General features: G+C 45.5%; 14 protein-coding genes. 2 read left to right on the top strand and 12 right to left on the bottom strand.

Annotated elements, in window-relative coordinates; genetic code table 11:
- Positions 1–104 precede the first annotated feature (104 nt).
- Genes pcaF through paaA form a run of 10 tightly spaced genes read right to left on the bottom strand, consistent with a single transcriptional unit; the run spans position 105 to position 8,482 of the window.
- On the bottom strand, positions 105–1,307 hold the full coding sequence (gene pcaF, locus PSF31_RS10995; RefSeq protein ID WP_096863523.1) for a 3-oxoadipyl-CoA thiolase: 1,203 nt from the start codon (positions 1,305–1,307) through the stop codon (positions 105–107).
- Positions 1,304–1,744: a hydroxyphenylacetyl-CoA thioesterase PaaI gene (gene paaI, locus PSF31_RS10990; RefSeq protein ID WP_004262926.1), complete on the bottom strand. Its 441-nt coding sequence runs from the start codon at positions 1,742–1,744 to the stop codon at positions 1,304–1,306. Before paaI ends, pcaF begins: the two co-directional genes overlap by 4 nt.
- The gene (locus tag PSF31_RS10985; RefSeq protein ID WP_096863524.1) at positions 1,741–3,291 is read right to left on the bottom strand and encodes a 3-hydroxyacyl-CoA dehydrogenase; all 1,551 of its coding nucleotides are present in this window, start codon (positions 3,289–3,291) and stop codon (positions 1,741–1,743) included. Before PSF31_RS10985 ends, paaI begins: the two co-directional genes overlap by 4 nt.
- Positions 3,292–3,293: 2 nt before the next feature.
- Positions 3,294–4,088 (bottom strand): 2-(1,2-epoxy-1,2-dihydrophenyl)acetyl-CoA isomerase PaaG, encoded by a 795-nt coding sequence (paaG, locus tag PSF31_RS10980; protein WP_096863525.1) that lies wholly within the window; start codon positions 4,086–4,088, stop codon positions 3,294–3,296.
- A gap of 2 nt (positions 4,089–4,090) precedes the next feature.
- The gene (gene paaF, locus PSF31_RS10975; RefSeq protein WP_096863526.1) at positions 4,091–4,864 is read right to left on the bottom strand and encodes a 2,3-dehydroadipyl-CoA hydratase PaaF; all 774 of its coding nucleotides are present in this window, start codon (positions 4,862–4,864) and stop codon (positions 4,091–4,093) included.
- A gap of 8 nt (positions 4,865–4,872) precedes the next feature.
- The gene (gene paaE, locus PSF31_RS10970) at positions 4,873–5,931 is read right to left on the bottom strand and encodes a 1,2-phenylacetyl-CoA epoxidase subunit PaaE (protein WP_096863527.1); all 1,059 of its coding nucleotides are present in this window, start codon (positions 5,929–5,931) and stop codon (positions 4,873–4,875) included.
- Positions 5,932–5,941: 10 nt separating this feature from the next.
- Positions 5,942–6,451 carry a 1,2-phenylacetyl-CoA epoxidase subunit PaaD gene (gene paaD, locus PSF31_RS10965; protein WP_096863528.1) on the bottom strand — a complete coding sequence of 170 codons (510 nt, stop codon included), beginning with the start codon at positions 6,449–6,451 and terminating at the stop codon, positions 5,942–5,944.
- Positions 6,452–6,455: 4 nt separating this feature from the next.
- On the bottom strand, positions 6,456–7,214 hold the full coding sequence (paaC, locus tag PSF31_RS10960; RefSeq protein ID WP_094960838.1) for a 1,2-phenylacetyl-CoA epoxidase subunit PaaC: 759 nt from the start codon (positions 7,212–7,214) through the stop codon (positions 6,456–6,458).
- 10 nt (positions 7,215–7,224) lie between these two features.
- Positions 7,225–7,512, bottom strand: a complete 288-nt coding sequence (paaB, locus tag PSF31_RS10955; RefSeq protein WP_096863529.1) for a 1,2-phenylacetyl-CoA epoxidase subunit PaaB — start codon at positions 7,510–7,512, stop codon at positions 7,225–7,227.
- A gap of 31 nt (positions 7,513–7,543) precedes the next feature.
- The gene (gene paaA / locus PSF31_RS10950) at positions 7,544–8,482 is read right to left on the bottom strand and encodes a 1,2-phenylacetyl-CoA epoxidase subunit PaaA (protein ID WP_096863530.1); all 939 of its coding nucleotides are present in this window, start codon (positions 8,480–8,482) and stop codon (positions 7,544–7,546) included.
- Positions 8,483–8,805: 323 nt separating this feature from the next.
- Here paaA and paaZ point away from each other — a divergent pair, with 323 nt between their 5' ends.
- Positions 8,806–10,869 (top strand): phenylacetic acid degradation bifunctional protein PaaZ, encoded by a 2,064-nt coding sequence (gene paaZ, locus PSF31_RS10945; protein ID WP_096863531.1) that lies wholly within the window; start codon positions 8,806–8,808, stop codon positions 10,867–10,869.
- A gap of 50 nt (positions 10,870–10,919) precedes the next feature.
- Positions 10,920–11,729 carry a class I SAM-dependent methyltransferase gene (locus PSF31_RS10940; protein WP_255254463.1) on the top strand — a complete coding sequence of 270 codons (810 nt, stop codon included), beginning with the start codon at positions 10,920–10,922 and terminating at the stop codon, positions 11,727–11,729.
- A gap of 19 nt (positions 11,730–11,748) precedes the next feature.
- On the opposite strand, the gene PSF31_RS10935 is transcribed toward PSF31_RS10940, so the two are convergent.
- Both PSF31_RS10935 and phrB read right to left on the bottom strand, forming a co-directional pair.
- A complete protein-coding gene (locus PSF31_RS10935) occupies positions 11,749–12,060 on the bottom strand; it encodes a monooxygenase (RefSeq protein WP_094960835.1) in 312 nt (103 codons plus the stop codon).
- A 79-nt stretch (positions 12,061–12,139) separates the two neighbouring features.
- Positions 12,140–13,582: a deoxyribodipyrimidine photo-lyase gene (gene phrB, locus PSF31_RS10930; RefSeq protein WP_096863533.1), complete on the bottom strand. Its 1,443-nt coding sequence runs from the start codon at positions 13,580–13,582 to the stop codon at positions 12,140–12,142.
- Positions 13,583–13,651: the final 69 nt, after the last annotated feature.

Raw genomic sequence — 13,651 nt, 5'->3', positions numbered from 1 at the left:
ATAATTATTATGGTCACCAGTTCACGTGAATAAATGACGTTTCTGGTATTTGCCTGAGCAGGTGTCGGGTTTTCAGGCTGCTTTTATTTGTATTAAGACGTTGTTCAGACTCGTTCAATAATCATTGCTATCCCTTGGCCAACACCGATACACATGGTGCATAATGCATAACGCCCCTGCTTGCGGTGCAGCTCATTGATAGCGGCAATAACAAGCCTTGCTCCACTCATTCCAAGTGGATGGCCTAACGAAATGGCTCCCCCGTTAGGGTTAACGTGTGAGGCATCATCAGGTAAACCAAGCCCCCTTAAAACGGCGAGTGCTTGAGCGGCAAAGGCTTCGTTTAGTTCAATAACATCCATTTGTTCGATGGTGAGCCCTGCCATTTTTAATACTTTTTGCGAGGCAGGAAGTGGACCGATCCCCATCAATCTTGGCTCAACGCCGCAAGTGGCTGTAGCGATGATACGAGCCCGTGGTGTTAGCCCTTGCTGCTTGGCAATAGTGCCGGATGCGATAATCAGTGCGGCAGCTCCATCATTAACACCAGAAGCATTACCTGCTGTTACAGTCCCGTTATCGCGAAACGGGGTTTTTAGTTTTTGTAATTGTTCAAATGTCGTTTCTGCTCTTGGATGCTCGTCTTCACTGACGACGTATTCATTTTTACGTTGTTTAACCGTGACAGGGATGATTTCTTGCGCAAAAATACCGTTAACTTTGGCAGTTTCAGTACGCTGTTGACTGCGTAATGCAAAAGCATCTTGGTCTTCACGGCTAATTTGGTAGGTTTCAGCCACATTTTCCGCAGTTTCTGGCATCGAATCTGTGGAAAACTGTTGTTCCATCAGCGGGTTGATAAAGCGCCAGCCAATAGTGGTATCAAATACTTGCGCTTGGCGTGAGAATGCAGATTCTTGTTTGCCCATGACAAACGGCGCTCGGCTCATGGACTCGACGCCTCCGGCAATCATGAGCCCGGACTCACCAGATTTGATACTTCTTGCCGCTAATGCAATGGCATCTAGCCCAGAACCACATAGGCGGTTAATGGTGGTACCAGAAACTGAAACAGGGAGCCCGGATAACAGTCCTGCCATGCGAGCTACATTACGGTTGTCTTCTCCTGCTTGGTTTGCGCAACCTAAAATGATGTCGTCAGTTAATGACCAATCGAGTTGCGGGTGCCTTTCCATTAAGGCTTTTAATGGTACTGTGGCAAGGTCATCAGGACGTAATGGTGATAAAGCGCCACCGTAGCGGCCAATTGGGGTGCGGACACCATCACAAATAAACGCATCTATCATGATTGTTCTCCTGTTAAACGATGGCCTAACCGATGAGAGCGACCGTGAAATAGAGCGAGTGTTTTGCCATCTTGGTTAGTTATCTCGACTTCATATAAGCCGTTACGTTTGCCTTGGTGTTTCATCGTGGCAGTGGCAGTCAGTAAGTCACCTTCAAAACCGGGACGAATAAAATCAATGGAACACATTGAGGCAACAGCGGCATGCCCTTGGCTATTACAGGCGTAGGCAAATGCAGTGTCGGCAAGGCTAAATAATTGCCCGCCGTGGCAGGTTTTATGGCCGTTAAGCATTTGTGCTGTGATAGGCATCTTCAATTGCGCAAAGCCTTCTTCGACTTTTTCAATGGACATACCCATAGCTTTTGCACATGCATCATCACGGTACATAATGTGAGCTGATTGCTGGGCCAGTGTATCGTTTGGCAGTGAAATCATGGTTGCTCCTTGAAAGATAAAGATTGATAACCGGCTGCTAATTGCCTTAAAAGTGGGTTTGGCCGATAACGGCTGTCGCCATAAAACTGTGCTAAATTTTCAAGTACGGACAGCACGCGTTGCCAGCCAAGTTGCATCCCCCAAGCGAGTGGGCCTTTGGGGTAATTCACACCAAAACACATGGCATTATCGGTATCTAACGCAGTTGCTATTCCCTTATTGACGATATCTAATGCCTCATTGCACAACATCGCGACCGTTCTCATGGTTAACAGCGCAGGGTAGTCTGGTAATACAATCACGTGTTTGCCTAATGATTGAAAAAATGCGATTGCTTGTTGGTTTTGCTGCGTATTATTTTGTGCTGCACAGCTTATCGTGATGGCTTTTGCTGTAAGGTAATTTGCTGACAAATCAAAATGTACGACCGCTTGTTTTTGTATTTGCGTATGTGATGACGCCAATTCACCATTCGTTAACATAATAATAACGTCATTAACAATAAGTGTTGGGAATTGTTCGGAATGTTGTGTTAATCCTTCGAGAGAGATCCCATTTTCAGTTAAAAGCTGCGCAAACTCAGGAAATATCTGCCAATCGCCATGAGCTTTTATGTTTAGAGGCTGGTCAAGGTGAATTTTTTCTGCGACTAAAGGTAAAGGCTGGGGTTTATTATCATCATAATGATAAAATCCTTGCTTCGATTTACGGCCTAAATGACCCGCTTGGACTAATTCCAATTGCATTAATGAGGTTTGAAAGCGTGGGTCATACCCAAAGGCCTGAAATACCGATTCAGTCACCGCATAGTTCACATCATGACCAATTAAATCTGTTAGTTGTAATGGCCCCATAGCGAAACCACCGGCGTCACGTATGGCGCTGTCTAATGTGGCAGGGGACGCAATTTGTTCTTCAAGGGCACGCATTGTTTCTGCGTAGAAAGGCCGAGCCACACGGTTGACAATAAAACCAGGGGTGGAACGGCAAATCACTGGCACTTTTCCAAATGATAGCGTCAATTCTTTTAGCTGTTTTATCACCGTATCTGATGTTTCTAGCCCGCGGATCACTTCAACCAATTTCATCACGGGAGCGGGATTAAAAAAGTGTAATCCTGCAAGACGTTCTGGATGAGTTAATTGTCTACCGATTGCGGTAATTGATAACGATGAAGTATTACTAGCAAAAATGGTTTTTTCGTTACAAATGCCTTCAAGTTCACTGAAAATGGTTTGCTTTACCTCAAGTTTTTCAGCAACAGCTTCTATTACCAATTGTGCATCTGACAGTGCCGAGAGACTTTTTGCCACTGCAATTTTTGCGATAATTGCCTCAGTGACCTCGGGTTTTGCTTTTCCTTGCTCCACGCGCTTATTGAGCCGTTGAGTCATTTCGGTAAGGGAGTGACGTAAAACCTCTTGGTTAACATCAAACAACAAGACACGTAAACCCGCGCTCGCGGCAACTTGCGCAATACCAATACCCATAGTGCCTGCGCCAATAACGGCGACGGTATTGATGGCTAAATTCAAAGGTAAGGTCATGATTATCTTCCTTTAAACTGTGGTTCACGTTTATTTAAAAAAGCACTAACTCCTTCGCGATAATCTTCACTTCTCCCGCCAAGGCGCTGTAAGTCGCGCTCAAGGTTGAGTTGCTCATCAAGAGTGTTAGTTGCCGCGGCATAAATGGCTTTTTTGATAAGCCCTAAGCCATAAGTGGGTTGGGTCGCAAGGTGTTGCGCAAGCTGTTGAGTGGTATTAGTGAGTTCTTCATTTTCAGTGACTTGCCAAATCATTCCCCACTGTAATGCTTGCTCCGCACTTATTTTATCGCCTAATAATGCCATCCCCATTGCCCGTGCATGGCCGACTAATTGAGGTAAAAACCAACTCCCCCCTGAGTCAGGAACCAAGCCAAGGCGGCAAAAAGATTGAATAAAACTGGCACTTTTTGCGGCAATGACAATATCACCAGCGAGTGCAATGGCGGCTCCTGCACCCGCTGCAACACCATTGACCGCGCAAATAATTGGTTTTGGTAATGCGGTTAGGCGACGGATCAAGGGGTTATAATAAGTTTCAACAGAGAAACCGAGATCGGGAGCGTCACTGCCCACGCTCACATTACGATCATTCAGATCTTGACCGGCACAAAATCCACGGCCTGCGCCAGTGACCACTAAACAGCGTACGGTTTCATCGCGTTCTGCTATTTTGACTGCTTCACTGAGCTGACGATGCATTTCATCGTTAAAACTATTCAGCCTATCGGGGCGGTTGAGAGTGACGGTGAGAACCCCATTTTCTAAAGTAGTGAGGATCATTGCTTCATTGGTCATGATTATTGTCCTGTAAACTGGGGTTTTCGTTTTTCGAAGAATGCCTCGATCCCTTCACGTCGATCGTTGGTACCCGCTAAAGTCACAAAATATTGGCGCTCAAGCTGTAACCCCTCAGTAAGGTGGTTTTCTTGAGAATGCACCAGTGATGCTTTCGCGGCTTGTACCGCTAAAGGCGCATGCATCGCGATGCGCTCTGCCAGTTTTTGGGCGCGTTCTAACACCAATTCATCCACACAAATCTCACTGATTAACCCTGCTTGCAACGCGTGTTTTGCACTGATTGGTTCACCCGTTAGTACCATTTGCATGGCGAGGGATTTGCCCACCGCGCGAATTAAACGCTGTGTTCCTCCCGCACCTGGCATTAAACCCAGAGTAATTTCGGGTAAGCCGAAGCGAGCGGACTCACCGGCAATGATGATGTCGCTGGCGAGTAATAATTCAAAACCTGCCCCTAGTGCATAACCATTTGCAGCACTAATAATAGGTTTTGATATCATGGATAACCTGCGCCAAACTTGGGGGCGTTTATCGGTGATCGCATTCGCAACGGTTTGTTGCTGTAGTTCTTTAAGGTCGGCACCGGCTGCGAAAAAACGCGGATTTCCGGTGATTACGATCGCACCGACCTCATCATTTATTTGTGCTTGTTCGAGGTGCTGAACGAGCAACTCTAAGCAGGCGGTGCTCAGGGCATTACGCACTTCAGGGCGGTTTAACGTGAGTGTCAAAACGCGGTTATGTTGTTGTGACAAAATCCAGTGGTTTTCCATTACAGCTCCTACACGTCAAAGTCTAAAACAACACCATCGCCTTTTGGCCACGCTTGGCAGCTAAGAATGTACCCCGCAGCGATTTGGTCGGGTTCGAGGCTGTAATTGACCCCCATTTCCACTTCACCAGAGCGCAATTTACATTTGCAGGTTGCGCAAACGCCCCCTTTACAGGCGTAGGGCAAATCCGCACCTTGGCGCAGTGCGGCATCCAAAATACTGTCGTCTTGGCTATCCATGGCGATATCCATCGTTCTGCCATCAAGGTGAATACTGACTTGACGTGTTTCGCTAGTCATAGCTGTTGTGGGTTTGAATTTAGCGCCTGAAGTATTGAAACGCTCGGTGTGAACATATTCCTTTGGCATGCCATAGCCGACTAGCGTGTCATGTACCTCATCCATCATGCTGTCGGGCCCACAAATAAACGCCCGATCAAATTGTTTAAAATTTAATAAGGTGTTATTTAAGGCGCTGAGCTGTTGTTGGCTAATCCTGCCGCTGAGTAGTTCGCTATCTTGCTGTTCTTGGCTGAATAGGTAGAGAACTTGGAAACGTGTTGCAAAACGGTTTTTTAGGTCTGCGATGCTTTCTTTAAACATCACTGAGCGGCTATTTCGATTACCATAAATCAACACAAAACTGCTTTTGGGTTCAGTTTGTAATGTGGCTTTAATAATGGAGAGCAATGGTGTGATCCCAGAGCCAGCAGCGACGGCAAGGTAGTGTGCGTGGTTATCTGCTTCTGGCTGATAGCCAAATTGCCCTTGCGGAACCATCACATCAAGGCTATCGCCAACTTGTAGCTCTTGGTTAACGAAATTAGAGAAGCGCCCCTCGTAAATGGCTTTCACCCCAATTTTTAGCGTGTTTTCATCCGGTGAGCTGCAAATGGAATAACAGCGACGTAGGTTTTCACCATTAATAGAGGCTTTTAATGTGAGGTGTTGCCCCGGGCGGTAATGATATTGCTCTCGTAATGCATCGGGTACGTTAAAAGTAATGGCGACAGCATCAGGGGTGTCACGCTCAATGGCAGCAATACTTAAACGATGAAATACAGTCATATAGGTGCCCCTAAATACATTTAAAGTAATCAAACGGTTCTAAGCATTCAGTGCATCGATACAATGCCTTGCATGCAGTGGAACCAAATTCACTAATTTTTTCGGTCTGCTCGCTGTCACAACGTGGGCAACGAACCGCACCTTTGTGTTCTGGGTGCTCGCAGGACGTACCTTGTGGTGGTGCGATACCGAATTCACGCAAGCGTCTTTTTGCATCTTGGTTCATCCAATCTGTTGTCCACGAAGGGGTTAACAGAATTTCGATATCGATATTTGGAAAACCCGCATTACCTAGAACAGTTTTAATTTCATTGAGTAAAAATTCAGTTGCTGGGCAACCTGAATAGGTAGGTGTAAAAATAACTTTCCAACCCTGAGCCGCAGGTAGCACATTGCGGATCATGCCAAGATCAGTAATAGAGAGTGCGGGTAGTTCAGGATCGGGTATTTGGTGGAGCTGTTGCCAGATCTGGTGAACCTGGGGCGATTGAAGTTCGCAATGTTGCAGTCTCTGTTCCATAGCATCACCACTGGCAGTTCGGGTAAGCGCGTTGCACAAACTGCAATTGTGTTAATAACAAGCCCAAATGTTCAGTATGGCTGCCTTGCTTGCCGCCTAAGCGATACGCTTTTTTCTCCGGCACAGTGAGGGTCGCTTCAGTGAATGTTTCGTTAATGGTGTTTAACCATGCGGCTTGTAAAGAACGTGGGTCAACGGCGATGCCTAATTCGCTAAGTGCGATTTCAACGTCATCAGCATGGAAAAGTTCGCCAGTAAAACGCCATAACTCATTGACTGAACGTTGGATTCGTTGATGACTTTCTTCACTGCCATCCCCTAAACGGATCATCCAACCACGGCTAAAACGCAAGTGATAAACGGCTTCTTTGAGGGATTTCTCAGCAATGGCAGACAGTTGTTCATCACGGCTATGAATTAGCGCTTCATATAATGGAACATGATAAGCATCCATAAAAAATTGGCGCACTAAAGTGTCATCAAAGCCATTGTTGGGTTGTTCAACCAATAATAAATTGCTGAATTCTCGTTCATCACGCAAAAAAGCAAGGGTGTCTTCATCGCACTCAGTTCCTTTTAATTGCGCGGCATAGTTCAAAAAGTTACGCGCTTGCCCTAGCAAATCTAAGCCGATATTGGATAACGCAAGGTCAATTTCGAGCTCAGGGGCATGGCCACACCATTCGCACAGGCGCTGCGCTAAAATTAAGGGGGTATCGCCAAGTCGTAATGTGTAATGGTGGAGCTGTTCTTGTTGGTTCATGGCAAGCTCCTTACATGTTTTTGATACCATCAGGGATGGTATAGAAGGTTGGGTGACGATAGACTTTGGTATCCGCAGGGTCGAAGAAGGTGCTTTTATCTTCGGGCTGTGAGGCAATTAAATGTGCGGCCTTCACCACCCAAATTGAGCAGCCTTCGCTACGCCTTGTATATGCATCGCGGGCATTCTCCAGTGCCATTTGGTCATCAGCCGCATGTAAACTGCCGACATGACGATGCGCAAGCCCTTGCTTATTACGGACAAAAACTTCATATAAAGGCCAATCTTGATTGCTCATGGTGTTTTCCTTTTCGTAAAATGGTCAGTGATTAAGCCGCGGTTTTAACGGATTTTTGTTTGCGGCTATGTGCCATTGCACCTTCACGTACCCATGCGCCGTCTTCCCACCCTTTGCGCTTAGCGCTAAGGCGTTCGTGATTACAAATGCCATTGCCTTTAATAACTTGATAAAACTCTTCCCAGTCGATTTCACCAAAACGGTAATGCCCAAGTTCTTCATCCCAAACCAGATCAGGGTCAGGGATCGTCATACCTAACGCTTCCACTTGCGGAACGGTGTTATCAATAAACTTTTGCCGTAGCTCATCATTACTGAAGCGCTTGATTTTCCAAGCCATGCTTTGAGCGCTGTGCGGGGAGTCCGAATCATTGGGGCCGAACATCGTTAGCACTGGCCACCAAAAGCGGTTTATCGCATCTTGCAGCATCACTTTTTGCTCATCGGTGCCTTCTGCAAGTGCCATAACAGCTTCATAACCTTGGCGTTGGTGAAAACTTTCTTCTTTACAGATTTTCACCATTGCTCGTGCATAAGGGCCATAAGAGGCACGACACAATGCAACTTGGTTCACAATTGCCGCACCATCGACAAGCCATCCAATCACTCCTACGTCTGCCCAACTTAATGTCGGGTAGTTAAAAATGGAGGAATATTTCATTTTTTCATCAAGTAGCTTTTGGTAGATATCTTGACGAGAGCAACCAAGGGTTTCGGCAGCGCTATACAGGTATAAACCATGGCCTGCTTCATCTTGAATTTTGGCCAGTAAAATCGCTTTACGGCGGAGTGTTGGGGCTCGAGTCAGCCAATTCGCTTCTGGTAGCATGCCGACGACTTCTGAATGGGCATGCTGACCAATTTGGCGGATAAGGTTTTGCCGATACGCATCGGGCATCCAGTCCTTGGGCTCGATGGAAATATCTGCTTCGATTTTGGCTTCGAAGTTAGCCTGGTTATGCTCGCTCATTGATCTTTCCATTAAGTGATTCGTTAATGTTATTTTTTATTAAAATAGTGAATCATGTTTATTTAACATCAATGCTAGGAATTGTTAACATAAAGATCAATATTCATTAACCTTGTTTTGCGATGCACTTCACAATCAATAAGTAAAATTAAATAAAAAACAATTAGTTAAATTTATTGATTTTTGTGTGGTTTTAATGAAAATAGGCATTTTATATAAAATTGTTCTTAATTTGTTAAATTTAAATTAGCTTCTATGATTATTTTTATGATACATATTTGTCATCTGATTTGAATTGATGTTTTTTATTTCTGGAGAGGAATATGCAGCATTTAACAAGTTACATTATGGGAAAATGGGTACAAGGTGAGGGCGAAGGGCGAAAAATTCACCATGCGCTAACGAATGAAACCTTATATACGGTGACGACTGAAGGGTTGCCGTTAGCTGAAAGTTTGCAATATGGTCGCCAAGTGGGGGGCGAAATATTGTCAGCGATGACATTCCAGCAACGCGGGCAAATGCTTAAGGCCCTAGCAAAATATCTACTGGAACATAAAGCGCAGTTATATGCGATTTCGGCACAAACTGGTGCAACCAAAGCGGATAGCTGGGTGGATATTGAAGGGGGAATTGCCACACTATTTTCTTATTCGGGGCTCGCTAACCGTGAGCTACCAGATGACACGATTTGGCCTGAAGATGAAATGATCCCATTATCGAAACAAGGGCAATTTATTGGGCATCATATTTTAACATCTCGCCGTGGCGTTGCCCTGCACATTAATGCATTTAACTTCCCGTGCTGGGGTATGTTAGAAAAACTGGCTCCAACATGGCTTGCTGGCATGCCTGCTATTATCAAACCAGCAACCGCCTCAGCACAGTTAACACAGGCGATGGTGAAGTTAATGGTGGATAGCGGCCTGGTACCTGATGGCGCAATTCAACTGGTTTGCGGTGGTGTTGGCGATATGTTTGAACACCTCGATTTTGAAGATGTGGTGACTTTTACAGGGTCGGCTAGTACAGGGCAAAAACTAAAATCGCATCCACGTATCATTGCCAAATCAGTGCCTTTTACAATGGAAGCGGATTCACTGAATTGTGCAATTTTAGGTGATGACGTCCAGCCAGAACAGCCTGAATTTGCTTTATTCATTAAAGAAGTCGTTCGTGAAATGACAGCGAAAGCGGGACAGAAGTGTACCGCGATTCGTCGCATTATTGTGCCGAAAAACCAGCTCGAAAATGTGAAGCAGGCGTTATTGAAACGTTTATCTGCCACAACCGTGGGCGATCCTGCGGTGGAAGGGGTTAGAATGGGTGCATTGATTAACTTAGAACAGCGCCAAGACGTACAAGAGAAAGTGAATTATTTACGTGACCATGGCTGTGAAGTCCTATGTGGTGGGCAATTCGAAAAGCTGGATGTTATTGGAGCAGATAGCCAGTACGGGGCTTTCTATCCACCAACGTTGTTATATTGTGCAGAGCCGTTTAATTCGACTGCGGTACATGAAATTGAAGTTTTTGGCCCTGTCGCCACATTAATGAGCTATGACAATATCGAACAGGCGGTGCAGTTGGCGATTTTAGGTGGAGGTAGTCTTGCGGGGACGTTAGTCACTGCTGATGCACAAGTCGCGCAAACGGTCATTCGTGCGAGTGCGCGGGCACATGGGCGGATGCTAATTTTAAACGAAGCATCCGCCGCGGAGTCTACAGGCCACGGTTCTCCGCTTCCGTTACTGGTACACGGCGGCCCAGGTCGTGCAGGTGGTGGTGAGGAGCTCGGTGGGTTGAGAGCTGTCAAACACTATATGCAGCGTACTGCCATCCAAGGTAGCCCTTCGATGCTAACAGCCATTACCAAGCAATGGATTCGCGGGGCAGACACTATCGCTGATGTAGTTCATCCATTCCGTAAACATTTTGAAGACTTAGCGATTGGCGACACATTACTGACTGCAAGGCGTACCGTTACAGAGGCCGATATTGTTAATTTTGCTTGTCTCAGCGGTGATAATTTTTATGTTCACGTCGATAAAATTGGCGCAGCACAGTCGTTATTTGGTGAACGAATTGCGCACGGCTATTTTGTCGTTTCAGCAGCCGCAGGGTTATTTGTTGATGCAGGTGTTGGGCCCGTAATCGCCAATTATGGCATGGAAAGTTTGCGTTTTATTGAACCGGTGAAAATCGGAGACACCATACAAGTTCGCCTAACGTGCAAGAAAAAGATCAAAAAAACGCAAAAACTTGCTGAAGATAAACCCAATGGTGTTGTTGAATGGGATGTGCAAGTGTTTAATCAGGATGATACCGTTGTGGCGTTGTACAGTATTTTAACGCTGGTGGAGCGTCGTGTAGGTGATTTTCATTAGTCATTATACGATATGAATTAATTATTGAGCTAATAGGTGCATTTTCAATCATTTTCTGTTGTGATGAGTTACTAGCAACTGAATGTAGGGAAACAAAGATGAAAACGCACCACCAAGCGGTTTATCAACAATTTGACCAGCAAGCAAACTCGTATTTAACCAGCCAAGTTCATGCACAAGGTGAGGACTTACTTGTTTTGCAACAATTGCTACAAGACTGTCAGGGCGAGGACGTGCTTGACCTTGGCTGTGGAGCAGGGCATGCCAGTTTCCATGCAGCGCCGTTGGTGAAGTCAGTGACGGCTTATGATTTATCGGACTCAATGCTCAATGTTGTGGCTAAAAATGCACAAGAACGTGAATTAAACAATATCACTACCTGCAAAGGGACTGCGGAGTCTCTACCGTTTGATGACAATTGTTTTGACCGAGTGATTAGCCGTTATTCAGCACACCATTGGCACGATGTGGAACAAGCACTACGTGAGGTGCGCCGAGTGCTCAAACCGGGTGGAAAAGGCATTTTTATTGATGTGGTATCACCGGGGCATCCATTATTGGATATTTACTTACAAACGCTCGAAGTGCTTCGGGATACCTCACATATTCGTGATTATTCTGCGGGAGAATGGTCTGGTATGTTTAATAATGCAGGGCTATTTGTTCAACGAGTACAAAGTTTCCGTTTAGCGCTGGAATTTACCAGTTGGGTCGAACGGATGCGTACACCAAAGGCACTCGTTGAGGCTATCCGCCACTACCAAGGAACATTAAGTGATGAGGTAAAAAGCCACTTTGCAGTACAAGCAGATGGCTCATTTACCTCAGATGTGATGTTGTTTGAATTTCAGTGCCAATAGCTATTTATTGCGCTAAAAATTATTGCGCTAAAAACTGCGCTTGGTTTAATTGGCTAAGCGCGTTATTTACCGCAAAAATTTCACCGCGAACATCAGGAACACCAAAGGATTTTAATCGTGCGCTGTGTTTGGTGAGGTAAGCTTGTGCATCAGCTTCTGAAGCAAACAAATACACACCACCTGCCATTTGTGTTTGTTGGTTTTCAGTCCAAATCTTCCAAATAAAGCCCGGCTCTTGGTTAATTGATTCCGCCAAATCATTCATTGCGGATGCCATTTCATCACCCCATGGCCCCTGATACGGAAAATCAACTTGTAAAATAACGCTCATATCTGCTCCTTATGATTGAAGCGTTATAGTAGTTCTTAAAGCAAATAATAACTTTGCTATTTATCGTATTTTAAACGATTTATTGCTTCAAACTATTACGTTTACCTGCCTCAAACGCAGCCAAAGTCGCTAACCGAGCTTGTTTATGGTCAACAATCGGCTCTGGGTAATTAAGCGCAGTGTTGCTGATCACAGCCCATTCATGAGGTGTATGAATATATTTGTCGGGGACTTGCTGCAATTCGGGCAACCAATGGCGAATAAAAGCCCCTTGCGCATCAAACTTTTTCCCTTGAGTGGTTGGGTTAAAGATACGAAACCAAGGGGAGGCATCAACGCCAGTAGAGGCTGACCACTGCCAACCGCCGTTATTTGCGGCTAGACTGCCATCAAGTAGTTGGCTCATAAAGTATTTTTCACCTTTGCGCCAATCAATCAGTAAGTCTTTGACTAAAAAACTAGCCACAATCATTCGTAGGCGGTTATGCATCCAACCTGTTGTATTTAGCTGGCGCATAGCGGCATCAACAATAGGGTAACCCGTTTGCCCCGTTTTCCACGCTGCAAAATCCGTTGAAGAATCATTCCAATGAATGTGTTGCGTCCATTCAATAAATGGTTGGTGGTGGCATAGACGTGGAAACGCGACTAAAAGATGTGAATAAAATTCACGCCAGACTAACTCATTTAACCAAGTGAATGCCCCGCTATCTGGGTAATCCAACACTTGGGGATTCTCTGCTTGTAATCGGTTGAAGCATTGGCGAGGGGATAGCACTCCCACGGCGAGGTAAGGTGATAATTGGCTGGTACCATCAATAGAAGGAATATCTCTATCGTTTTGATAATCGAAGACTTTCTGGGAACAAAACTGCCTTAGTCGCTGCAAAGCAGATTTTTCACTGGCAGGAAATTGCTGGGAGTCTTCAATTGGCTGGTGCGGAAATAATGGCAAAGCCTTATCGATGTTGATAGCGGCCGCTCGTTTTTCTGGGGCTCGTAGTGAACGGCAATCTGTCACGGTAAGTTGGGTGAGGAAGGCTCGGCGAAAGGGAGTATAAACTTGATACATCTCCCCTTTTTGAGTCGTCACGGAGCCGGGTGGTAGTAATAAATAATCATCGAAAGCATGGATATGCAACCCATGAGGTTGATTGATTAACCACTCGTCTCGTTGTTTTTCGTTCCACTCATATTGCCGATTAAAAAACAAGGCATCCGCTTGCTGTGTCTTTGCGTAATCGAGTACCCATTGTGCCGCATCGGTGAAATGGTTAACGGTTTGGCAAACCAGTGGAATACCAAGCTCTGCGAGTGAATTCTGCAGTTCAACAAGATTCTGGTGAATGAATGAAATTTGCCGTTCAGCCATATCATGTTGTTGCCACTGCTTAGGGGTTGCCGTAAAAAGGGCGATTACCTTTGCATTTGGGTCTGCGCAGGCGGAGGAAAGTGCTTTGTTATCAGTGACCCGTAGATCATTACGAAACCAGATAAGATGACAAACTTGTTTGGCTGCCATCGCCTCCCTCCTTGGTTGAAGTTTTTGTTGAAATTAAAACAAAGAGCCGTTTTACCGGCTCTTCAGACT

The organism is Providencia sp. PROV156 (genome assembly GCF_028480905.1).
Classification (GTDB): Bacteria; Pseudomonadota; Gammaproteobacteria; order Enterobacterales; family Enterobacteriaceae; genus Providencia; species Providencia hangzhouensis.
This window is presented reverse-complemented; position numbering and strand designations above follow the sequence as displayed.

Excerpts from the sequence above, each read along its gene's own strand:
- pcaF (WP_096863523.1), bottom strand. The coding sequence starts at position 1,307 with ATGATAGATGCGTTTATTTGTGATGGTGTCCGCACCCCAATTGGCCGC.
- paaI (WP_004262926.1), bottom strand. The coding sequence starts at position 1,744 with ATGATTTCACTGCCAAACGATACACTGGCCCAGCAATCAGCTCACATT.
- PSF31_RS10985 (WP_096863524.1), bottom strand. The coding sequence starts at position 3,291 with ATGACCTTACCTTTGAATTTAGCCATCAATACCGTCGCCGTTATTGGC.
- paaG (WP_096863525.1), bottom strand. The coding sequence starts at position 4,088 with ATGACCAATGAAGCAATGATCCTCACTACTTTAGAAAATGGGGTTCTC.
- paaF (WP_096863526.1), bottom strand. The coding sequence starts at position 4,864 with ATGGAAAACCACTGGATTTTGTCACAACAACATAACCGCGTTTTGACA.
- paaE (WP_096863527.1), bottom strand. The coding sequence starts at position 5,931 with ATGACTGTATTTCATCGTTTAAGTATTGCTGCCATTGAGCGTGACACC.
- paaD (WP_096863528.1), bottom strand. The coding sequence starts at position 6,451 with ATGGAACAGAGACTGCAACATTGCGAACTTCAATCGCCCCAGGTTCAC.
- paaC (WP_094960838.1), bottom strand. The coding sequence starts at position 7,214 with ATGAACCAACAAGAACAGCTCCACCATTACACATTACGACTTGGCGAT.
- paaB (WP_096863529.1), bottom strand. The coding sequence starts at position 7,512 with ATGAGCAATCAAGATTGGCCTTTATATGAAGTTTTTGTCCGTAATAAG.
- paaA (WP_096863530.1), bottom strand. The coding sequence starts at position 8,482 with ATGAGCGAGCATAACCAGGCTAACTTCGAAGCCAAAATCGAAGCAGAT.
- paaZ (WP_096863531.1), top strand. The coding sequence starts at position 8,806 with ATGCAGCATTTAACAAGTTACATTATGGGAAAATGGGTACAAGGTGAG.
- PSF31_RS10935 (WP_094960835.1), bottom strand. The coding sequence starts at position 12,060 with ATGAGCGTTATTTTACAAGTTGATTTTCCGTATCAGGGGCCATGGGGT.
- phrB (WP_096863533.1), bottom strand. The coding sequence starts at position 13,582 with ATGGCAGCCAAACAAGTTTGTCATCTTATCTGGTTTCGTAATGATCTA.